The organism is Pseudomonas sp. NPDC087690, from assembly GCF_044743175.1.
Lineage (GTDB): Bacteria > Pseudomonadota > Gammaproteobacteria > Pseudomonadales > Pseudomonadaceae > Aquipseudomonas.
The window spans coordinates 12,453-34,628 of record NZ_JBIUVX010000031.1 but is presented as its reverse complement, the minus strand read 5'-3'; the positions used below and the strand labels follow the sequence as shown (position 1 = coordinate 34,628).

General features: G+C 57.8%; 19 protein-coding genes. 5 read left to right on the top strand and 14 right to left on the bottom strand.

Features of this window, described 5'->3' with window-relative positions; translation table 11 throughout:
* Positions 1-40: 40 nt before the first annotated feature.
* On the top strand, positions 41-682 hold the full coding sequence (locus ACIPIZ_RS22465) for a winged helix-turn-helix domain-containing protein (protein ID WP_122660470.1): 642 nt from the start codon (positions 41-43) through the stop codon (positions 680-682).
* A 392-nt stretch (positions 683-1,074) separates the two neighbouring features.
* Positions 1,075-2,469: an undecaprenyl-phosphate glucose phosphotransferase gene (locus ACIPIZ_RS22460; protein ID WP_401167499.1), complete on the top strand. Its 1,395-nt coding sequence runs from the start codon at positions 1,075-1,077 to the stop codon at positions 2,467-2,469.
* Positions 2,470-3,113: 644 nt separating this feature from the next.
* Here ACIPIZ_RS22460 and ACIPIZ_RS22455 read toward each other — a convergent pair.
* From ACIPIZ_RS22455 to galE, 6 genes are all read right to left on the bottom strand, one after another.
* Complete coding sequence (locus ACIPIZ_RS22455; protein ID WP_253482553.1) at positions 3,114-5,192, bottom strand: YjbH domain-containing protein; 2,079 nt, start codon at positions 5,190-5,192, stop codon at positions 3,114-3,116.
* The gene (locus ACIPIZ_RS22450; protein ID WP_105705145.1) at positions 5,189-5,947 is read right to left on the bottom strand and encodes a capsule biosynthesis GfcC family protein; all 759 of its coding nucleotides are present in this window, start codon (positions 5,945-5,947) and stop codon (positions 5,189-5,191) included. Before ACIPIZ_RS22450 ends, ACIPIZ_RS22455 begins: the two co-directional genes overlap by 4 nt.
* On the bottom strand, positions 5,947-6,612 hold the full coding sequence (locus tag ACIPIZ_RS22445) for a YjbF family lipoprotein (RefSeq protein WP_105705146.1): 666 nt from the start codon (positions 6,610-6,612) through the stop codon (positions 5,947-5,949). Before ACIPIZ_RS22445 ends, ACIPIZ_RS22450 begins: the two co-directional genes overlap by 1 nt.
* A gap of 11 nt (positions 6,613-6,623) precedes the next feature.
* On the bottom strand, positions 6,624-7,685 hold the full coding sequence (locus tag ACIPIZ_RS22440) for a polysaccharide biosynthesis/export family protein (protein ID WP_064392780.1): 1,062 nt from the start codon (positions 7,683-7,685) through the stop codon (positions 6,624-6,626).
* Between the two features lie 144 nt (positions 7,686-7,829).
* Positions 7,830-8,066 carry a hypothetical protein gene (locus ACIPIZ_RS22435; RefSeq protein WP_007910552.1) on the bottom strand — a complete coding sequence of 79 codons (237 nt, stop codon included), beginning with the start codon at positions 8,064-8,066 and terminating at the stop codon, positions 7,830-7,832.
* A gap of 231 nt (positions 8,067-8,297) precedes the next feature.
* Complete coding sequence (gene galE, locus ACIPIZ_RS22430) at positions 8,298-9,314, bottom strand: UDP-glucose 4-epimerase GalE (protein WP_253482550.1); 1,017 nt, start codon at positions 9,312-9,314, stop codon at positions 8,298-8,300.
* A gap of 391 nt (positions 9,315-9,705) precedes the next feature.
* Between galE and galU the strand changes: the two genes are divergently transcribed.
* The gene (gene galU, locus ACIPIZ_RS22425; protein ID WP_042560129.1) at positions 9,706-10,539 is read left to right on the top strand and encodes a UTP--glucose-1-phosphate uridylyltransferase GalU; all 834 of its coding nucleotides are present in this window, start codon (positions 9,706-9,708) and stop codon (positions 10,537-10,539) included.
* A 29-nt stretch (positions 10,540-10,568) separates the two neighbouring features.
* Complete coding sequence (locus tag ACIPIZ_RS22420; protein WP_401167495.1) at positions 10,569-10,973, top strand: mannose-1-phosphate guanylyltransferase; 405 nt, start codon at positions 10,569-10,571, stop codon at positions 10,971-10,973.
* Between the two features lie 142 nt (positions 10,974-11,115).
* Here the strand turns inward: ACIPIZ_RS22420 and ACIPIZ_RS22415 are convergent, their stop codons facing one another.
* From ACIPIZ_RS22415 to ACIPIZ_RS22380, 8 genes are all read right to left on the bottom strand, one after another.
* Positions 11,116-12,246 (bottom strand): SGNH/GDSL hydrolase family protein, encoded by a 1,131-nt coding sequence (locus ACIPIZ_RS22415; RefSeq protein ID WP_401167492.1) that lies wholly within the window; start codon positions 12,244-12,246, stop codon positions 11,116-11,118.
* A gap of 186 nt (positions 12,247-12,432) precedes the next feature.
* Positions 12,433-13,479 carry an acyltransferase family protein gene (locus ACIPIZ_RS22410; RefSeq protein WP_401167489.1) on the bottom strand — a complete coding sequence of 349 codons (1,047 nt, stop codon included), beginning with the start codon at positions 13,477-13,479 and terminating at the stop codon, positions 12,433-12,435.
* A gap of 12 nt (positions 13,480-13,491) precedes the next feature.
* Positions 13,492-14,595, bottom strand: a complete 1,104-nt coding sequence (locus ACIPIZ_RS22405; protein WP_064392790.1) for a hypothetical protein — start codon at positions 14,593-14,595, stop codon at positions 13,492-13,494.
* On the bottom strand, positions 14,586-15,818 hold the full coding sequence (locus ACIPIZ_RS22400) for a phosphoribosylaminoimidazole carboxylase (protein ID WP_122660477.1): 1,233 nt from the start codon (positions 15,816-15,818) through the stop codon (positions 14,586-14,588). Before ACIPIZ_RS22400 ends, ACIPIZ_RS22405 begins: the two co-directional genes overlap by 10 nt.
* A complete protein-coding gene (locus ACIPIZ_RS22395) occupies positions 15,815-16,927 on the bottom strand; it encodes a polysaccharide pyruvyl transferase family protein (protein WP_064392793.1) in 1,113 nt (370 codons plus the stop codon). The genes ACIPIZ_RS22400 and ACIPIZ_RS22395 overlap by 4 nt, the downstream gene beginning before the upstream one ends.
* 15 nt (positions 16,928-16,942) lie before the next feature.
* Positions 16,943-18,025 (bottom strand): glycosyltransferase, encoded by a 1,083-nt coding sequence (locus ACIPIZ_RS22390; protein WP_401167485.1) that lies wholly within the window; start codon positions 18,023-18,025, stop codon positions 16,943-16,945.
* A 40-nt stretch (positions 18,026-18,065) separates the two neighbouring features.
* Positions 18,066-20,294 carry a polysaccharide biosynthesis tyrosine autokinase gene (locus ACIPIZ_RS22385; protein ID WP_122854687.1) on the bottom strand — a complete coding sequence of 743 codons (2,229 nt, stop codon included), beginning with the start codon at positions 20,292-20,294 and terminating at the stop codon, positions 18,066-18,068.
* Positions 20,295-20,333: 39 nt separating this feature from the next.
* Positions 20,334-20,774 (bottom strand): low molecular weight protein-tyrosine-phosphatase, encoded by a 441-nt coding sequence (locus tag ACIPIZ_RS22380; protein WP_064392799.1) that lies wholly within the window; start codon positions 20,772-20,774, stop codon positions 20,334-20,336.
* Positions 20,775-21,067: 293 nt separating this feature from the next.
* Between ACIPIZ_RS22380 and ACIPIZ_RS22375 the strand changes: the two genes are divergently transcribed.
* Positions 21,068-22,024 (top strand): cellulase family glycosylhydrolase, encoded by a 957-nt coding sequence (locus ACIPIZ_RS22375; protein ID WP_064392800.1) that lies wholly within the window; start codon positions 21,068-21,070, stop codon positions 22,022-22,024.
* The last annotated feature ends 152 nt before the right edge of the window (positions 22,025-22,176 follow it).

The following is a 22,176-nucleotide window of genomic DNA, read 5'->3' as shown; positions in this document are numbered from 1 at the left end:
TATCTTTTAGCCAATTTTGGTGTGTATTTAGGAGAGAGACATGGAAACTAGTACAACCCTCCCAAGGAAATATTTTGTTGTCGTGACTCACAGCACAACGTCGCAACGTGAACTGGAAAGCATGTTGTCCAGCGAACGCTTCAATTCGTTTGGCAACTCTGAAGGTGTTGCATCGCCCTCCTCCGCGCCAATGGTGATGGAGTTCACATATCCAAGCGTCAGTCGAAAGAATGTTGCTCGCAGTATTGAGCATGATACCCAGCGAATCCTAGCGACTCTTGAGTCCGAATGGCTGGCTGCGCAAACCGCCAATCCTTTTCAAAGCATCCCGGCACTGACTGGCGAAAGCAGCAATATGCCACCAGTCATTGAAGGCGATCTGCCTTGCAGCGAAACCTGGCATCTCGACAATGATCAAGGTGCATTGGTCAAAGACGGTATCGAGATCAGTCTGACTGGTCTGGAAACAGCTTTGGTGAGGAAAATGCTCAATCATGAAGAGCGCGTTGTCAGCCGAGACGAGTTGATCCTCAGTATCGGTCGAGAGCCCGAGCAATATCGCGGTCTGGAAATGTGCCTGAGTCGCCTTCAAGACAAATTCAAAAGCGCCAGTAATGGTGAGCGCCTGTTTCGTGCTGTAAGAAATCGCGGTTACTGCCTCATTCAGGAAATCGTTGCGTAAACACGCAGCCGATTCCGCGAACAAAACAAACAGATACAAGTGCGATTACAAAAACAACAAGAGCACTCTGTTTGGCTTCATCTTCCTCCCTGAATTAACAATTCCCTGCCTCCACCCTCCAACAGTAACAAATACAACATCATTTATTCACCCCCCGCTCTGCGACCTTTTCTAACACTGCTCTATTTAATTATTAAAAAGTTGGCACTGTGCCATCTTGTTAGAACTCGTCAGACACCATTCCAGCCAATAACTTAGTCTATTGACTGACGACAGTTCGGCATATCGATGTTGTTACCTCAGGACACTCGTTAAAACAAAAACAATAAGTCTGCATAACAACTCGGATTTCAACTGTTGAAACCTGAATGGACGTCTTTTGGGGATACCGTATGGATCTTTCTCTAAGTATCAATCGAAGCACAGGCCTCAAGGGACTGACCTTTTGGGGCCAATGGGCGCTGGCGCAGGGCTTTGTCGTGACGCTGCTGTTCATCCTCGCCGAGCATCACACCGGGACGGTCGCGTTCTACTACCGAATGTGCGCCACTCTTGCGGTATTGGCCTCGGTGCCGGCGTATACGTTCAGCGGTGTTTATCGCAAACGCGATAACTACCTGACCGGTCTGGGTCGGCTGTTCATGGGTTGGTCGATGACCATGGCCGCGCTGGCTTGCATTGCGTTTGTTTGCCAGGCCGATGAGCTGTTTTCGCGGCAGGTGATTCTGAGCTGGGCGGTGTATGGCTTCCTCGGTCAGGCATTTCTCTATGCGCCGTTGCATGCGTTTTCCAAGTACTACCAGCGCTCGCGCAAAAGTGAACACAAGACGCTGATCGTTGGCACGGGCGACCTGGCGCTGGGTCTGGCGAAGAAGCTCAGTCAGCTGGAGAATCTGCCGTTGGTAGGTTTGGTCAGCAACGGTGATGTGTCGGCGCTGGGTAAAGATGCACCGCGTGTGGTCGGCGCTCAGGAAGACTTGCTGAAGCTGATTGAAGCCCATGACATCCGTCGTTTGTACATCACCCTGCCGCTGTGCGAAGCCGCGAAAATCGAAGCGATTTATGGCGATTTGCTGGGTGCCAGCGTCGACGTGGTCTGGGTGCCGGATCTGAACGCACTGACGCTGCTCAATCACTCGGTGAAAGTCGTGGACGGCCTGCCGGCGATTTACCTCAACGAGAGTCCGCTGACCAGCCGCCCTACTGCGGCTTTGAGCAAGAGTCTGGTTGAGAAAACCGTGGCGTTTCTGGCGATCATTGCGCTGAGTCCGATCCTGCTGATCATCGCCCTCGCGGTGAAGATCAACTCGCCGGGGCCGGTGTTCTTCAAGCAGGATCGCCACGGCTGGAACGGCAAGGTAATCAAGGTCTGGAAGTTCCGCTCGATGCGTGTTCACGATGACCGTGACGTGAAACAGGCCAGCCGCAATGACTCGCGCATCACCGCAGTCGGTCGCTTTATTCGCCGCACTTCGCTGGATGAATTGCCGCAACTGTTCAACGTGCTGCAGGGACACATGGCACTGGTTGGCCCGCGTCCGCACGCGGTTGCGCACAACCATTTCTACTCGGGAAAAATCCTCGCCTACATGGCGCGCCACCGGATTAAACCGGGGATCACCGGGCTGGCTCAAATCAGCGGCTGCCGTGGTGAGACGGACACGCTCGACAAGATGCAGAAGCGTGTGGAGATTGACCTGCAGTACATCAACAGCTGGTCGTTGTGGCTGGATCTGAAGATCCTGGTGAAGACGCCGTTTACGTTGCTGTCGAAGGACATTTACTGAGGTTCAGCGCTGCACACCGCAAGGGGACGAAAGTCCCCTTTTTTGTGCCTGGGATTTGAGGATGGAATCGGATCTTGGATGGATGCAAAAACTGTGGGAGCGAGCCTGCTCGCGAAAGCAGCGGGTCAGGTAATGATGATGCGGACTGTGCCGACGCCTTCGCGAGCAAGCTCGCTCCCACAGGGATTTGTGTTTGGCTCAAGCCTTGTGGCTAGACACATAACCTGTGGGAGCTGCGGTGCGACGATTCGACTTGCCAGCGATGGCGGTGGGTCAGCCAATATCAATATTGAATGTGCCGACCTCATCGCTGGCAAGCCAGCTCCCACAGGGATTCGGGATTGGCTCGGGATTTGTGGCGTGACAAATAACCAATGTAGGAGTGAGCCTGCTCGCGATGACGGTGTGTCAGGCAACAGGGATTGTCGACTGGTTTGACGCTATCGCGAGCAGGCGAAGGCCTACAGGGGATTTGTGTTTGGCTCAAGCCTTGTGGCTAGACACATAACCTGTGGGAGCTGCGGTGCGACGATTCGACTTGCCAGCGATGGCGGCGGGTCAGCCAATATCAATATTGAATGTGCCGACCTCATCGCTGGCAAGCCAGCTCCCACAGGTTTCAGAGGTGCTTCGGAGATCTGCGCTTACTCCGTAATCTTCTCGAAATTGCGATAGAACATGTCCCCTTCCCGGCTATCGGTCATCGAGTGCAGCTGGAAGCTGCGGTTCAAACGTGCACCACCGTCACGGGTCAGCGGTGCCCACACCAGGTTGGCGCGGCGCATGGTCGACATGCTCATCATTTCGTCGAACGGGATGGACAGGTAGAGGCCTTTGTCGAAACTACCCTCGCCATACTCGGCGCTGCTCGCCGTGGTGATCGTCGCCCAGGCACCAAAGCGCACACCATTGGAAAACTCGCGCGAGATGTCCAGCGTGCCGCCCCAATCCCCGGCCAGGTATCGCCCGACGCTCACCGCCGCCAGCGTATCGAACGGCAGATCCGTATAACCAGTGATGTGCCCGGTCACCACCGAGTAATCGCGCAGCGCAAAGCCCTGATCGAAATCCCGCTGACGCACCCAGTTGATATCCGCCCCCACCGACCAGCGCTCACCGGTCGGACGGAACAGCACTTCACCGCCCACACCGGCAAACATCGACTCCAGATAACCGCCATACACCATGCCATACAGGTCTTTATCCAATTGCTCGGCATGGCTGACCTGGAACAACGGCATGGTCGTGTTGGAGGTGGTCAGGTACTGACGCAAATCCGTGCGCACACGGGGCAAACCGCTCGGTGCGTCGTAGACGAATTTGTCGAAGTTGTTGACCAGGTTGGTGCTGAGCAAACCGTTCCACCAGGTGTTTCGATTGAAGCGGTACTCGGCGTCGGCATCGGCGGTGAATTGATAGAGCAAACCATCCGGACCACCGACGTTCTGCTTGAAGCCCAGGCCCACGCCATAACTGAAATGCTGCGGTGCTTCGGTGTAGAGGGTTTTCTCGTTGTGCGGCATCGCCGGGTTGATTTCGGTGGTGCGGTGCAGCGATACCAGCGGCTCTTCGTTGTTGATCACTTCACGGAAGGTCTGGCGCGGCACGCTGGTTTCTTCCACCGGCAAGTCGTAGCGCTTGTTGACCACGGTGAACCAGTCGATGTCGTCGTTGACGCTGTTATCCAGCACCCGGCTCGCCCGCCCGACAGCCTTGGGCGAATGGAAGTAACGCTGCTGCTCGCCGTAGACGATCAACTCGGAATCGCGCTGGGTAATGCGCTCGACTTTGTAGCCGGCATTCTGCTGCAGGCGCTGCGAAACGTTGGCCCAATCGACCTGATCCATCGCCGTGGTCGGTGCCTTCGCCGGCAGCGGTTCAGGGGTCGGGTCGTAAGTCTTGGCCGGCGCTTTGCGGCTGACGAAATTGGTGTGGAAGGTCACGCCGAACATCGCCGTATTGCCACGCTCCCACGCAGCGCTGAGGTCGATCGAATCGGTGACTTTGAACACCGCGCCAAGGTTGATCGGCGAGTCTTGCTTGATGATGTTGTCCTTCGGTTCGTTCTTGTAATCGTTGCCTTCGTATTCGAGTTTCAGGCTGAGGCGATCCCACGGCGTCTGGTAACTCACGCCGCCGAAAAACGAAGGTCGGCCACGAAAATACGAACCCGAATTGACGTCACCGGTGCCTTCCAGCTCTGGCCGGGTGTCGAAGCGATCGCTGACATAGCCCAGCGGGTTATCGATGTCGCCGCGATTGCCGAGATACCCCCAGGCAATCCCGGCGCTGAAATCGAAATTGTCATAGCGCTTGTTGGCGACGAAAAATTCACTGGAGAACAAACCCGTACCGCCGATGTCTCGGAAACCCAGCGCCACATCGGGCAGCCAGTGACTCTCCTGCCACAGCCGGACTTTGACGTCGACCGCCTTATCCTTATAGCTTTGGCTGCCGCTGAGGGCCTCCGAGCCGTACGGCCGGTTGGTGATCGCGGTGTAGCGAAACGAGCCTTCGAGCCAGTCCAGCGGTTGCAACGAAACGCTGTAGCGGCTGTACGGTTCGGTGCGGTTGGCGTTGACGCTCAACTCGCCGGCCGGCGCCATACGCGCGGTCGGCGTCTGCAACAGACCGGTGCCACCGAAGTCATTCTGGGTGATGCGCGGCTCGGCATGGGCCAGACCGCAGGGCAATAACAACACAGCTGCAAAACGTAACTTCAACGAACCACCTCGGCCAGCTGCGTGGCAATAAATTCGGCCAACTGCTGATTCAGTTCAGGTAGAGGCGGATCCAGATCATCATTTTTCAGCGGCACCAGAATCTTGCTGCCGGCCACGGGAAAGTGCCCGGACTCGCGATTCCAGTGGGCGATGCCGACCCGCTGCGAGGCGCCGTTGGGCTGAATCAGCCACAGATAATCGGCCTCGGCGTCGCTGAGAATCGAGCAGCCTTGCAGGTACTCACGAGCCTCCTGCAACGGCTGATACGGCAAGTGGCACGGCTCGGCGACGGCGCCCAGCACTTGCACTTCGTCGACGCGCTTCGGATAGACCAGGCGATCGCCATCGTCGAGACGAATGTTGCGTGCGAAGCCGACTTCCAACGCCACCGGATCGAGATCGGCGATCTGCCGCCCGGTTACCGGCATCTGCCGCACTTCCTCGGCCATGCGCTGCGCCAACGCCGCACGACTCGGCCGGTCGAAAAGCATCGACATGCGCTGCAGCACATCCAGATCAAACAGCACGCCGACCTTCAGCCGTGTCTGCTCCTCAATCAGCGACTGACGCAGCAATCCGCCCGCCAGCCAATAGCCTTCGGCATTCGGCACGGCTTCGCCGATCACATCGAGCAGGCGCCCGCCGGGTGGCAGCGGGACCGGCCCGGGGTTGGCGACATCGCCCGACACCGTGACCGCCGCCTGACTGACACTGGCGAGCAACATCAGGCCCGCCGATAACATCCTCAGGCGCATCACGGCAGGTGCCTGCGATCAGGCGTCAGCTGCACGACCTTGACGCGCAACTGCGACGTCAGTTGCTGCTCGCTCTGCAAGATGAAACCGTCGCGCGGGTCGACCCAGTAATGATTGGTCGCGCTCAGACCGATGGCCGGCGCGTCAATCTGTTCATCGACACGCAGCACGGTGTATTCCTTGTCGAGAATCTGCAGGGTTTGCTCGGAGCGGCGCGAGAAGCGGCTGTTGACGATCACCCCAACTTCCTGGCCCTTGTAGAGGTCGATCCAGCGCCGCGTGGTGAAACCGTCCGCCACGTGATGCAGACCTTGTTTGAACGGCGAATCGTCGGACAGCCGTGTGCCATCGAGATCGCCTTCCAGGCCCAGGCCGACGCTGCGCACGGCGAGGCCATCGCGCAGCAACAGCACCTGTTTGCCGGACGCGACCCAGAACTGCAAGTCTTCACGCTCGCGCATCAGCGCCAACACCCCGGAGCCGGACGGCGTGGTCAGTTTCAGTTGCGGATAGTTGACCGCAGCCACTTCGGCGGCCGTCACGTCCACTTCGTCGGGGCCGACGACCGCAGCCTTGAGGTTGTTCAGCGAAGCGCTCATCAAAGGGTTACAGCCACACAGCAACGAGGCCGCCATCAGGCACAGGCCAACTTTCAGAATGTTCAAAGTCGGCGACCTTATTTGCTGTTGTTACTGTATTCGCTCCAGTTCTTCGCAGCGGAAGCGCCAGTACCGACAATCGATGCCGACGGCACCAATTGACTGATCAGACGGTTCCAGCGAGTCACGTTGGCAGGCCCGACATACACCACGTCCTGCGGGCGAACTTGGAAGTGCGAAGCGAGCGCCATGGCGGTCGGCGACTCGGCTTCGAGCTGATAGATCTTGGCCGGCTCAACGTCGAGATTTTCCACGCCACGAATGACGTACACCGCGTTGCCATTGGAGGTGGTCTGGGCCAGGCCGCCGACCGAACCGAGCACGTCGGTGAGGTTCATGGTTGCGGTCTTGAAGCTCAATGCGCGTGGCTGATTGACCTCGCCCATCACGTAGATGCGCTTGTTGTCGTTGTACGGCAGATACAGCTGATCGCCGCCCTTGAGGTAGACGTTCTGCAACTCGGAATCCTGTTGATTGAGCGAGTCGAGATTCAGCGGATAGGTGCGGCCCTTGCGCGTCAGCAGCAGCCCGGACAAATCGGCATTGTTGGTGTCGATACCGGCCGAGCCGAGGGCTTCGACCACGCTCAGCGGGTTGGTGGAAATCGCTTGCGGCCCGGCCTTGGTCACCGCACCGGTGACCACGACTTTCTGGCTGGCGAAACGCAACACCGCGACATCCACCTGCGGCTCGGCGATGAACGCCGACAGCCGCTGTTCGATATCCGAGCGCAGTTGCTGGATGGTCCGGCCGGCGGCCTGGACTTCCTTGATGAACGGGTAATACAGCGTGCCGTCGGAGCGCACCAGTCGGCCGTTGGCATCAATCTGTTGTTGCGCGCCGGACGGGGCCGTCAGCTCCGGGTGGTCCCACACCGTGATGTACAGGACATCGTTGTTGCCGATGCGGTACTCGGCCGGGGTCGCCAACAGCTCCGCCGGCAGCGACTCACGCTTTTGCGTGGCGCGGTTCATGGCAATCAGCTTGGGGGTGATCGGAATCAGCTCAACCCGGCTGCTTTCGCTGGCGCCCTGACGGGTGATGTCACTGGTGCTCAGGTATTGACCGGGGGAAAACATGCAACCTTGCAAAGCGAGACTTGCCAACATTAAAAGATAAACACTACGAGTCATAATGGCACTACGCTATTCAAGGGCGAATCCAAAAAGAAAGTCACCCGACTTGCGTCGGGCGACCTTGTACTGCACTAACAAATGTTCCTGTTAGTTATGCGTGCCGGTTGTACCGGTGGTACCTGTGGTACCGGTAGTACCGCCGTTGGCACTGCCACCGCTGTTGGACGCCGCTACTGCACTGGCAACCATTGCAGTACTGGCTGCCGGCGCTTGAGAAGCCGCCACATTGCCACCTACATTGGTTACCGCCGTCAGCGGTGCTTCAGCTGCGGCAGCCCAGTTGCTCAACATCGTCAACAGGGCAACTGCCATCACTTTCTTCATAACAACTCCTTTCTAACATTCGACCTGTTAAAAAACCGGTCTGAGTCAGAGTTGGTAGCGTTCAAGTCCGCAAAAAACGCGAACATGATCCGTCGTTCTTTCACAGTCTTACCCAACTGATAAAAGTCGAACGGCAGGTTTATATCTACGGACTTGCAAAAGGCATTGCCAGTGTAATTTCCCGACGTTATCTAACAACCTGACTGAAAATAACATCGAACTAAATGGCCATCATCGCAAGTAGCCTTTGGGATGATTCGATTGCCAGCGCCATGTATCGGCGACCATGTCCTGCAAGTTGCGCGTGGCTTTCCAGCCCAACTCTTTTTCAGCCTTGGAAGCGTCGGCCCAACTCTCGGCGATATCACCGCTGCGACGTGGCATCATGCGATACGGCACCGCTTGCCCGCACGCCTGTTCAAAAGCCTGCAGCACTTGCAGCACGCTGTAACCATCGCCGGTGCCGAGGTTCCAGGTATGAATGCCGCTGCGATCCGAGATCGACTGCAACGCCTTCAAGTGCCCATCCGCCAGATCGACCACGTGGATGTAATCACGCACGCCAGTGCCGTCGATGGTTGGGTAATCATTACCGAAGATCGACAACTCCGGCAGGCTGCCGACCGCGACCTGACTGATGTAAGGCACCAGATTATTGGGGATGCCATTGGGGTCTTCGCCCATGTGGCCGCTGTCGTGCGCGCCGATCGGGTTGAAATAACGCAGCAGCGCGATGCTCCAGCGCGGCTCGGCCTGAGCCAGATCGCGCAGGACATTCTCGACGATCAACTTGGACTGGCCGTAGGGATTGGTCGGTGTGCCCGTGGGGAAATCCTCACGAATCGGCATCTGTTCCGGCTCGCCATACACCGTGGCCGACGAACTGAACACCAGGCGAAACACCCCCGCCGCTGCCATCGCCTGGCACAGATTGATGCTGCCACCGACATTGGTCTCGTAGTAATCAAGCGGCTTGCGCACGCTCTCGCCGACCGCCTTCAGCCCGGCGAAATGCAACACGGCGTCGATGGTGTGCTCGCGGAAAATCCGGTCAAGCAGTGCCCGGTCACAGACATCGCCGCGGATCATCCAGGCACTCTTGCCGCAGATGCCTTCAATGGCGTGCAGGGCCGCTTCGCTGCTGTTGCAGAGATTATCCAGCACAACAACTTCATAACCTGCTTCAAGCAGCGCGAGTGTGGTGTGCGAGCCGATATAACCGGTGCCACCCGTTACCAGAATCTTCATAGCGCGGTCCGTCTGTGGATAAGTGCCCCGTGGTGTGTCAAGCCTCTTGCATGGGATATGTGTCGTAATCCACACAAATAAGGCGACAACAACCTCAAACAAATTTAGTTCAACGACTGGCAATAAATATTTTTGCAGGTCAAACTGTATTGCCGGGTACTTATTAGCACTCCCTGCGCACTAACCACTATCAACGCTTACCGACTAAAAATAACTAACAGCGCACTAACCGACATCTCATAACATTGCCATGTTTTAACAGCTCTGCACATTGCCATGAATAACCTGACTCAGGTATTAAATCACTCGTTCAATAATTATTGAAACTTGCACGCCCTCTATTAGTGCGCGCATCCGTCGCCTGTGTTCCATGACTGTCCAGGATACTTTTATGATTCGTAAATGTTTGTTCCCCGCTGCCGGCTATGGCACGCGTTTCTTGCCGGCCACTAAAGCCATGCCGAAAGAGATGCTGCCGATCGTCAACAAGCCGTTGATCGAATATGCCGTTGAGGAAGCGCGGGACGCCGGTCTGCAACACATGGCCATCGTCACCGGTCGCGGCAAGCGTGCGCTGGAAGACCATTTCGATATCAGCTACGAACTCGAACACCAGATTCGCGGCACCGAGAAAGAGAAGTTTCTTGCCGGCACCCGTGAACTGATCGACACCTGCACCTTCTCCTACACCCGTCAGGTGGAAATGAAAGGCCTGGGCCACGCGATTCTCAGTGGCCGCCCATTGATCGGCGACGAGCCGTTCGCTGTGGTGCTGGCCGATGACCTGTGCCTGAACCTGGAAGGTGACGGCGTACTCACGCAGATGATCCAGCTGTACAAGAAATTCCGCTGCTCGATCGTCGCCATCCAGGAAGTCCCGGCTGACCAGACGCACAAGTACGGGGTGATCGCCGGCGAGCTGATTTCCGACGGCATCTACCGGGTCAACAACATGGTGGAAAAACCGGCACCGCAAGACGCGCCGTCGAACCTGGCGATCATCGGTCGCTACATCCTCACGCCGGATATTTTCGACCTGATCGCCGACACCCAACCGGGCAAGGGCGGCGAAATCCAGATCACCGACGCGCTGATGAAACAGGCGCAGAACGGTTGCGTGCTGGCCTACAAGTTCAAAGGCCTGCGCTTCGACTGCGGCGACGCAGAAGGTTATTTGCAGGCGACCAACTTCTGCTACGAAAACGTCTATCTCAAGGGCCGCTGAGACGGCTCCCCCCACCCAACGAGGCCACCATGAACATTGCACAACATTCCGTAGAGGTTGAACGCGAGGTGGGTAACCTCGGGGTGATGAGCTGGTTGTCCCGCCATCAGCCGTTGCCCAGCGCCAACGAAACCTGGCTGGGCACGATTCTGCTGGTGGAGCGGATTGGCGTGTTTCCCGCCTCCGGGGATATCCGCCGGCCGCTGCGCGATCCATATCCGCTGCTCGCGCATTTGAAAAAGCTGTATGGCGAGCAGGCGCTGGAAATGGATGACCGTGATGGGCTGAAGGTGATCTTTGGTGACTGGCGTTTTCGCGTGCGGATTTGCTGCAACGACCCGGCGATCATCATCAATGTTGAGACCCGGTGCGATACGCGGTTGATGCCGCAGAAGATTGCCGAGTTGCTCGAGCAAGTCGACGCCTTCGAATAACTCCCCTCACCTTATCGTTCCCACGCTCTGCGTGGGAATGCATCCAGTGACGCTCTGCGTCACACAGCGAGGGGACGCGGAGCGTCCCGGGCGGCATTCCCACGCGGAGCGTGGGAACGATCACCGCTCTGGGGTTTTCGTGTTATTTAGGGGAGGCGTCGCAACGGTCCTTGGCGCCCGTGATCCAGCCATAAAAGTAATCGGCAATCACCTTCCCGCCCGTGGCCGGCACCGGGTGAATCTTGTCCGGGCCAATCATCGCCGCCGCGTAACGTTTGACGTCAGAGCCAAACGCACACTGAAGATTGGCATACCCCAGATGCTGCTCGCGTGCCCACGGCTCCAGCACCTGCGCATACGCCGACATCGGGTAAGCGCTGGAGCGCGTGGTGTCCTGGCGCATGATCAGGTTGATGCTTGCCGCCGGTTGAATCTCGCGCAGCATGCCCACCAGACCCTGAACGTTCTGCAGGTACTGCGCCGGCTTCACGCCGAAGCCCTGATCGTTGCCACCGAGCATGATCAGATAAACATCCGCAGGAATCTTCGATACCGCGGCTTTCCACTGCACCTGCCACTGCGGGTCTTGGTGATAGAAGTCCGCAGAGGCCGCACCGGAGGCCGCGAGTTTCGAAACCCGAACGCCTTTCTGATCGTTGCTCATCCATAAGCCGAACAACGTCGGCGAGCCCCTCACAACTTCCAGTTTGAAGGACCAGTCTTTCGCCGCCGAGAGGCCTGTCAGTGGCACTTCCTGAACGCCCGAACCCTCAAGCTTCAACGGTTGCCAGTCTTGCCCGGGCGCCCAGCGGTAGCGGATCTCGCTGGATTCGCCGTTGCCCAGATAAAGCAATTTCGCCTGAGTGACAGCAGTATCGATGCGCGGCGTCGCAGTCGCATCCACTTGCAACCATGCACCGGGCCGGCCTGTCACCGTGCGACTGTCCGGACTCGCCTGGCCCAGGTCTGACACTTTCCAGTCACCGCCAAAGTACTTTTCACTGCTGCGGGTGTATTTGAAATGCGTGCCGCCCAGCGCCGCGCCGTGATTGAAGCCGACATAACCGGGCCCGGCAAAACCGACCTCCCCGGCCACGCGCTGCACCAGTTTGTTCAGATAGAAATCCTGCCCGGCGCTGTAGCTGTCGCCAATCACCGAGACCGACAACACGTTGCCGGCCTTGCCTTCGCGCCACTGCGCAAAACGCTCACGGGCATCGCCCACCTGAACCACCGACGCTGCGACGGGTTGTGCGTCATCTACTGCCAACATGCAAAATTTCCTTCAGTCTGGAATGGCCCACTGAATACCGGGATGTACACAGATCAACTGTAGGAGCGAGCCTGCTCGCGATAGCGGTGGGTCAGGTAATGAAATGCTGACTGACAGACCGCTATCGCGAGCAGGCTCACTCCTACAGGGATTGTGTTCGACAAAGATCCGCTGCTCGCGAAGCTCTTAGCTGCTTTGGGTTTGCACCACCGGGGTAACGGGCACCAACGGTTTCTTCTTCGCCGCCCGCTCACCAAGAAACAACACCGAGGTGAAATTGAACCGACTGAAAACCATCGACAACACCACCGGCCCAAGCAAGCCACAACTCAAGCCGCCCAGCACCAGCAAGCTCTCATCCTTCACCCCCAACCGCCCCAGCACAAACCGCGACGTCGCCGCGAACAGCACATGAAACAGGAAGATCGCATAGGAATAACCACCCAGCCACGTCAGCGCTTTCGAGCGCACATCACTCGACAGCAACGCGATGCAAGACACGCAACCCACGGTCAATCCGATCAGGCTACGGCGATCAACAATCAACTCGCGATCAATCGCCGCCACGTACAGCAACGTCAACGAGATCAGCACAAATACCAACGGCCCGATCACCTTGAAGCGCTGCTTCAGCGCATCGACGTTCTCTTGACCAATCATCCCCGCGACAAAAAACGGCAACAGATAAATCGCGCCGTTGATCCCGAACGCATCGAACTTGAACGGCGGCAACAGAAACAACACTGCCGCAAACGCAAATAGCCCATACAACCGCGTCGCCGAACGCAACATCCCGCGCCACTCCAGCAGCCCGACGAACATGAAAATGATGAACACCGCCTGCAAGAACCAGAAGTGGTTGATCGGCACCCAGAACGACAACAACGCGTCGAGCACGCTTACGTCCTTGTTCACCCCCGGCCCCACCGCTTGCAGCACCGAGAACGGCACACCGACGCAAAACAGCGGCACGATCAAGCGACGTACCTTGCCGCTGAAGAACGCGGAAAAGTCATTGCCGCGAATTTTATAAATGGAATAGATGTACCCGGAGATAAAGGTGAACAGCGGCATGCGCACGTACACCATCGAATCGGCGATCACCCGGAACGGCGAGCCGATATCGATCTTCAACCCACCGCCCAACGGCCCGATGACGTGATAGAGCACCAGCAGCAGGCACGCCAGGCCACGCAGGGTTTCAATCTCCAGGGACTTTTTCTTGCTCGACATAAAGCACCCGCCTCAATTCAGAATTCGTGATTCAACCTGCACCGGTTTGTTCGCCCGCAGCATCAAGCCCAGCCCCACGAACAACACCGGCACCACCATCGAGAAGTGCCGGGCGAAAGAGCCGAAGTCCGGTTCGAACAACCCTTGCACCAGCAGAAACGCCAGCGGAATCGCGATCAGTTCCTTGGGTTTGGTCTGGATCGGCGCGCCTTTGTAGTCGGTCGAGGTGATGACTTTGAACAGCAGCAACGCGGTCATGATCATTAACGCCACGAAGATCACCTGACCGGGGCCGGACAGCAGAATCAGCTCCACCGGGAACGACAAGCGGAAGAAGATGATCATCGAGTCCAGCGCCTGCGAAACGAAGTCGCTACCGGTTAGCCAAGAGACGATCAAGGATTTGGAGCCCTCCTCCCCCGCCGTGCGCAGTTCGTTGTTGCTGGCGCGGATCGACGACACGGGGAAGCCCAACGCCACCTGGATCGCCATGGCCACGGCCAGGTAAAACAGGAACAGCATCAGAAAGAACGTCGTGCGCGACACATACTTTTTCATCACGCAGACACCGATCCACGACAGCGAAAACAGAATCCAGTAAGGCCGGATCAGCACGCCGTAGATCACCGCCGAGAGGAAAAAACCGCCGCGATATTTGCGCGTCAACGAACTGAGCAAAATGCTCAACACCGCCACCGACACGATGATTTCCTTGGTCAGGTTCTCCAGGAAAAACGAGCGCACGATGCCCCACAGACACAAGGTGCCGAAGATCGCCAACGGCATGCGCCGAAACACCACCACCGGAATCGCCGTGAGGAAAAAGTTGCAGAACATGCCGTAGGCCCAGGCATTGGTCAGGTTGATCCCGGTGGGCCGCAGCAGGAACGCCGAACACTCGTAGGACGAGCGATCCGGCGAGAACGGGTTCCAGAAATTGCAGTTGTCGGCACGGGCGTAAGACGACCACAAGGTCATCGCATCCGGGCCGGGATCACGGGGGATCAGCAGCGGCATCGCCACCGACAGAAACAGCCCGGTGAAGAGGATCAGGAACGACACATACGAATCGAGTCGCTTGCCACGAAACTCGATGCACGGCAGTTTCAGGCCCATGACAACGCAGCCTTTTTCGCAGCGGTTGCGCGGGTCAGCACGGCAATCACCACGAGCTGCACGATGATCGCGAAGACGTTGCCCCACGCCGCGCCATAAATCGAATAGTGCTTGATCAACAGATAGCTGACCGGCACCGAAATCAACAAACAAATGGCCGCGCTAGCCAGTGACACCCGACTGTTTTTCGAGGCAATCAAACCGCCCCAGACAATGTCGCCAATTGCGCGCAAGGCGAAGGAAAAAATCAGCACACCGAGAATGGCGTTGTCCGGACGCGGAACACTGGTTGCGACGTAATCGAGCACCACGTTGAAGAACAGATAGATCGCCACCGCCACCGCCGCCGACACCACCAGCGAGCGCATCACCCACTTGTTGACGAATAACTGCTTGACCGTGAACGCCTGCTGATCAGCTTGAAAACGCTTGGCCAGCACCGGAATCCCGACCACCGCCACCACCGCGTACGACAGCGCTTGCAAAGTGTTCGCCGCCGACCATGCGTACACGTATTTACCGAGGCTGGCGTAGGGTTCCAGGTCGATGATCAGAAAGCGCTCGGCGTACTGACTCAACGCGATCAGCCCGGTGCCGAGGTAGAACGGTAAGCCGGCCTTCCACACAGTGCCCGTCGCCAACGTGCCGCTTTCGCGGCCCTTGTGCACGTTCACCACAATCAGGTAACCGGCAATGATCACCAGCACATTGGCGGCGACCCACAGCCACAACACGCTGGCGATGCCCGACACCCAGCCGAGCATCATCCCGCCCACCGCCAGCACCGCCCACAGGCCGGTCTTGATGAAAAACAGCAGCGCGCCGGCGGTAGCTTTCTGCGCGGAAAACACGAACGAGTTGATCTCGAACGACAGGTGCTCAGTGAGCAACACCAAAGTCACGCAGAGGATCAGCATGGCCGTCGCTTCAACCTGCTGGAACAGTGAATAAATCAGCACTGTCACCACCGACAGCAGCAATCCCACCGCCAGATACAGCAGCAGGACTTTGTCGACCACCCGGCGCGAACTGCCGCCGACGCTGATCAGCCGATTGATCTCGGAACTGAAACCGACGCTGTAGAACTTCGAGGCGATCAACGAGGCCGCGACCACCACGCCGTAAAAGCCCAGCGCCTCATAACCGAGGTAATGGGTGATCGCCAACACCAGCAAAAACTTCGCGCCTAACGCTCCGCCGCGAAGCAGCAGCCGAAATATCATCGAACGACACCCTTGATGATCTCGTCCATGGCCACGGTTTTCGCTTCGATTTCCCGGCAGGTGTCGGTCAGGCGTTTGCCGAAATTCGACAGCGCGTTGGGCGCATATACCGTGTCGATGATCTTATCGACATCGATGTCGCCGCCATTGATCACCCAGTCCTCGACGCCCATGTCCTGATAGGCGCCAAAGCCTTTGCGCTCGTAGCTGATGTGGTACGCCGGCACGCCGGAAAGCAGCGATTCGATGGCGCCGTGCAAGCGCACGGAAATCACCAGGTCCGGTTGATACTTGGCAATCGTCGCTTTCAACGACAGCAGGTCTTCAGTGATGCCCAACTCGCGATAGAACGCGCCGTCATCGTTGCCGCGCACCGCGCTCTGCACCGCGCAGACCACTTTGCTTTTTTGCTTCAGGCGCTGCAGCAGCAACTTCAGGTTGGCAACGTAAGCGACTTTCTTGTCTTTGCTCCACTCCGGCGGCTTGCGCAGCACCACGCAAACCGTGGCCGGCGAAGCGGCGCAGCGGGTGAATTTTGGCTGCAGGAGGATCTTGCTCGCCAGCGACTGCACCGCCAGATCCGGTGCGCGATAGACATTTTCGCAGGCGTCGAAAATCGCCGAGGAACGGTTGTCTCGCACGAACACCGCATCAGCGCTGGCGTAGTGCTCGACAATCTTGCTGCTCTCGCCATGGAACGGGCCGATGCTTTGCGGCAAGTACACCGACGGCACTTTGCTGAGGATCGCGGTTTCCAGTTGTTTGGCGTGGCCGAGTTTCAACTTGACGTGTTCGAAGGCACTTTTCGAGCGCATATAGCCGCCACCGACGCCGACGATCAGATCGGTTTTTTTCAACAGATCCGCCAGCCCGGCGTAGGACTGGTTGAGAAACACCGCTTGTTTGACCCGCCCAAGGCCCTTGGCCGCCATCACCGGCGCATCGAAACGCGGGTGCGGCAAGTAGCTGAAAGAGTCCGGGTCGGAAGCCACCACACTGATCGCGGTGTCTTCGCCAAAGTTGCGCTGCACCAGGGCGATGGCCAGATCGACGAGCAGGCCGTCACCGGAGTTGGACGCACTGTAGCCATGCAAAATCGTTACGTTCATATGCTTGAGTTCTACTTAAAAAGTGGGAGCGCGATACAGGTCGTAGGTCTGGCGAATCATCAGCGCAGCGCTGAAACGCTCGCGGACGATGCTGCGCCCTTCGTTGCCGAGGTCGAGCAGGCGCGGCTTCTGGATTTTTTTCAGCACGTCGGCCAGCGCCTGGTGATCACCGGACGGGAAGACGTAGCCGGACACCTCGTTGGTGACCAACTCGGGCAGCGAGGTGCAGTTGCTGGCAATCACCGGCAAGCCCATGGCCATGCCTTCCAGCGGCACCATGGCAAACCCTTCCCAACGACTCGGCACGATCAGCGCATCGGATTGTTGATACAGCGCCTGCACTTCGCTCGGGGTGACCCACGGCAGGTACTCGACGCCGTCCATTGGCGGGCACTCGACCGCGTCCTCGTTGACGGCGCTGCCGACAACAGTCAGCTTCATGTCGCTGCGCTGAACCTTGGCGTAGGCCTTGAGCAGCACGTCGAAGCCTTTCTGATAATCGAGCCGACCGACGAACAGCAGATGAATCGGCGCAGGGCTGTCAGCCTTCGGCGCGTCATCGCGGTGATGAATGCCGTTATAGATGAGCTTCATGCGCTTGCGCTCGATGCCAAAACGCGCGGCTTTGTCGAGTTCGTACTGGCTGACGCAAATGATCACGTCGGTGACTTTCTGCAGCACTCGCTCGATCCACGCATAGACTTTCTGCTTGATCGGCGAGCTTTCCATCAAGAACGAAAACGCATGCGGGCAGTAAACGATTTTCGGCTTGCGCCACGGTCGCAACAGCACGCACACGCAACGGCCGATGACCCCGGAAAAGGTGCTGTGCAAATGCACCACATCGGGTTTTTCCTTGAGCATCACCTGCGTCAGGCGCCAGGCGAAACGCAGCAACGACGGCACGTTGCGCCCGGTGCGAGGGAAGGTGCGGATCTGTTGCGCGCCAATGCCGTGCAACTCTTCGGCCTGATCCTCCGGCACCAGATACACCAGTTCGTAGTTCGCCGCATCGCCTTCCGGTGAAGCCGAAATCGTACGGATAACGGTCGCGACGCCACCTTTGATCGTCTCTGCCACGTGCAGTATTTTCTTCACAAATCACCCACTTCAAACAGGAAAAAACAGTCGCTGACAGTCAGGATTTGTCGGACGCGTATTCGTAGTTGTAATAGCCGTAACCGCCGTTGCCGTAGTAGCTGGCCGCACGCTTCTCGACGCCGTTGAACACCGCGCCTTTCAACTCGATGCCGTTCTGCGCGAAGCGGCGAATGGTCAGTTCGATCTCCTTGGCCGGGTTCACCCCGAAGCGCGTGACGATCAGGCTGATCCCGGCTTCACGGCCAACGATGGCCGCATCGGTCACCGCCAACAGCGGCGGCGTATCGATGATCACCAGGTCGTAGCGCTCACTCAGTTCGGCGAGCAAATCGCGGAAGTTGGCGTGCATCAACAGCTCGGAAGGATTCGGCGGCACCTGGCCGCGACTGATGAAGTGCAGGTTGTCGATTTCGACTTTGTTGATCGCCTGATCGATGCTGCAGCGCTTGACCAGCAGGTCGGACAAGCCGTTGGTGATCGGCGTGTTGAGGGTTTTATGCAGGTGGCCTTTGCGCATGTCGGCATCAATCAGCACCACGCGCTGACCGCTCAACGCCATGACCGCGGCGAGGTTGGACGAGACAAAGGTCTTGCCGACTTGCGGGCTCGGCCCGGAAATCATGATGCGGTTGTTGGTCGAATCGAGCCCAGCGAAATGCAGGCAGGTGCGCAGGCTGCGGATCGACTCGATCGACAGATCCGTGGGGTTACGCAGGGCCAGCAAGTACGCCGGCTTATCGACGCCGTCGCGGGCGCGACCTTTTTTGTTGTCTTCTTCATCTTGCAAGGCGCTGTACGGAATCGACGCATACACCGGCAAGCCGAGTTGTTCGATGGCTTCCGGGCCTTCAAGGCCACGGCTCAGGGATTTGCGCAGCAGCACCAGCGCCACGCCGACGAAGGCACCGAGGAAGGTGGCGATCAGCACGATCAAAGCCTTCTTCGGTTTGACCGGACTGGTGAGGTCGACATCCGCCGCATCGACCAAACGCACATTACCCACGGCGCCGGCGCGGACGATGTCCAGCTCCTGGGATTTGTTCAGCAACTGCGTGTAGATCTGCGAGGCGACTTCGACATCGCGGGTCAGGTTGAGCAATTCCTGTTGTGTGGCGGGCAGATCGCCGACCTTGCCTTCCAGCGACTTCTGTTGCTGGGTCAGTTCGCCGATCTGGCTCATCAACGCGCGATAGGCCGGGTGCTGTTTGGTGAACTTGCGATCCATCTCCGCCTGCTGCATTTTCAGCTCGGAAATCCGTGTTTCCAGCGCCACCGACTGGCCGAGCACCGATTGCGTTTCCAGGGAGATGTTCACGGTTTTGCCGTGGGTCTGGTAGGCGTTCAGCGCATCGCTGGCCTTGGCCAGATCACGTTTGACCTGCGGCAACTGGCTTTGCAGGAAAGCCAGACTCTGCGCCGCTTCCGCCGAGGTGCGACGCACGTTCTGATCGACATAAAGTGCGGCGATCTTGTTGAGAATCTTCACCGCTTCAGCGGCGTCGCTGCTGGCCAGCGCCAGTTTGATAATCCCCGATTCCTTGCCCTGCTCGGAGATGTCCAGCGCGTCCTGATAACCCTGAATGGTCACGATCCGTGGGTTGCGCACCACTTCGAAACGGGTGCCGGGGTTGGCCTGCAATTGGGTGATCTGCCCTTCTATGCCGTCTTGTGCGAAGGCTTCACCGGCGACGCCGTCGACCAGCAGGTTGTCGTTGTCATCGAGCAACTGGAAGTGCTTCTGTTCACCCGCGATCAGGGTGAGTTTCTTGCCCAGCAGTTCTTTCGGCAGGTTCAGTCGGGCAAACTCCAGACGCTCACCGCCCCAGGCGTAACTGTTCAAGCCGAAACGCGGCGCGGCGACGCTGGTCTCGGTTTCACCGCGATAACGCCGGGCGAGAAAACCGCCAATCATCGGGAAGGTGTTGGGGGTGACATCGATGTCCAGGCGCAGGTCGTCGACGGTTTTGCCGATCACCGCGCGGGATTTGATGATGCCGATTTCGGTCACCGACGGCGATTGCCCACCGAGCATGCTGTTGAGGTCGGAGAAACCGAGCATGTCGTTCTTTTTCGGTTCGACCTGCACCAGCGCGTTCGCCAGGTACACGGGCGTGGCCAACACCGCGTAGGCCACACCGGTGACCATAAAGGCTCCGGTCAGTGCGCCGATCAACCATTTCTGGTCGATCAAACTGCCGAATATACCGAGCAGATCAATACTGTCTTGATCATTGTCGCGGGTGCCGATTACGGACGGTAACTGCATAAGTCTGTTCTTACCATTCATTGATCTGAAGAATATTCATCAACGCGCGAGGCGTTGTGCCCATGAGCTGACAGCATCTTCAATCAATGCATGGGCATGAATAAAAGCGGCCTTGCCTTGACGATACGGATCTTGTATTTCGCGCTCGCTCTGCCACTTGCCGAGCAGAAACACTTTGCCTCTGGCGTGAGAGGCAATGTTCAGCACTTGATTTACATGCTGCTTTTCCATCACCAGAATCAAATCCGATTCATTGACGATGTCGGCTGTGAGTTGCCGCGCCTTGAACGTTTCGGCACTGTGCCCGTGATCTTCGAGGACCTGCCGGGCCGACGCCTCGACACCTTCGCCGACCCGTGCGGCAAGGCCTGCGGACGTCACGGTAATCGCCGAGGAGGCCAACGCATTGCGCAATAACAGCTCTGCCGTCGGACTTCTGCATATATTGCCAACGCAGACGACTAGGATCTTTCTGAACAAGGTTTTACTTTCCTGTGTAATGTCAAACGGCCAACATCCAGAGAGCATTTGAGTGAACCCTCAAGAACTTCCTGCACTCAGAAATAGATTCGCCCTGTTAGTACCGAAGCATTAAGTACCACAGCGTTTAAAAGCACCCCAACCACAATTAACGGACTAAAAATAACTGTGATTTTCGGCTGTTTGATTTCCGACAAAAAATAACATTCGCGCACTAAGTGCCATCATCTTGTTCGAAAACGGGGTAACGAGATCAATATTCGTAGTTGTCACTTCTCTTCGGGAGAGCAGACATGAAATCAGCACATCTCAAACGACTCGGCGCGCTGGCGCTGATGACACTGGGTGCAACGACTCAACTTCACGCCAGTGAAACGTTCCCCAATCTCCCTGCGAAGAACATCGGCGTTCAGGTGAAGATTCAGAACTTCTCCGCCGCCGATGCTGCGCAGATCAAAACGGCTGGCTTCGGCTTTGTACGCTTCGGTGTGTGGAGCGACAGCCTGACGGCCAAGGCTTATCAGCAACAAGTCAGTGACGCTTTTGCCGCGGCCAGGTCGGCGGGCCTGCCGGTTCTGCTGACGGTTCGCGCCATCAAACCGTTGCCCGCCGGGTCTGCTGCCGATCTGGCGACGGCTGGTGAAGGCTTTGCCAAAGCAGTGACAGGGTTGCAACAGTCGTACAGCGCGCAACTGGTGGCGATCGAACTATGGAATGAACCCGATCTGGAAACCTATTGGCCGACGGGCAAGTTCGACACCACGTTTGTGCCGTTCATGAGCGCGGTGTGCAAGACGCTGCAAGGACAACCGTCATCGACGCCGGTGGTCGGTTACGGCTTCGCCCGGCCACCCAGCGCAGGTTCGGCCTCCACCGTGGCACTGAGCCGTATCGTCAGCGAATACCCGAAATGCCTGAATGCCGTGTCCTATCACCCGTATGGCATGACGGCCACGCAGATCAGCAATGCGCAGGCATTCATTCAGCAGAACTTTCATCTGCCGGGGGTCATCAGTGAATGGGGCATCTCGGCACTCGCGTCCAATGGCGGTGCCGAAGGTCAGGCGAGCAAGATCAACGCGTTTATCGGCGATGTTAAAAAACTCAACATCCCGCTGACGTCCATCTATGAATGGAAGAACAGCGCTTCGGGCAGCAATGAACGCGAGAAGAACTTCGGCCTGCTGACGTCCGATGGGCAACCCAAACCGGCGCGAATGTCGGTCGAAACCCTGCTGAACGCCCAATAGCGCTTGTGCAACCGATCTGTACGCAGTTCGGTTGCTTTGAACCTGTTGGTCGTTTTGGCATCGTATTCATCGATAGCGCGCCCCGCCTTTCAAACAATTGTTTTCAGGTTGTTGCCGCAGGGGCCATCGATACACGCACACGCCCTTGAGTG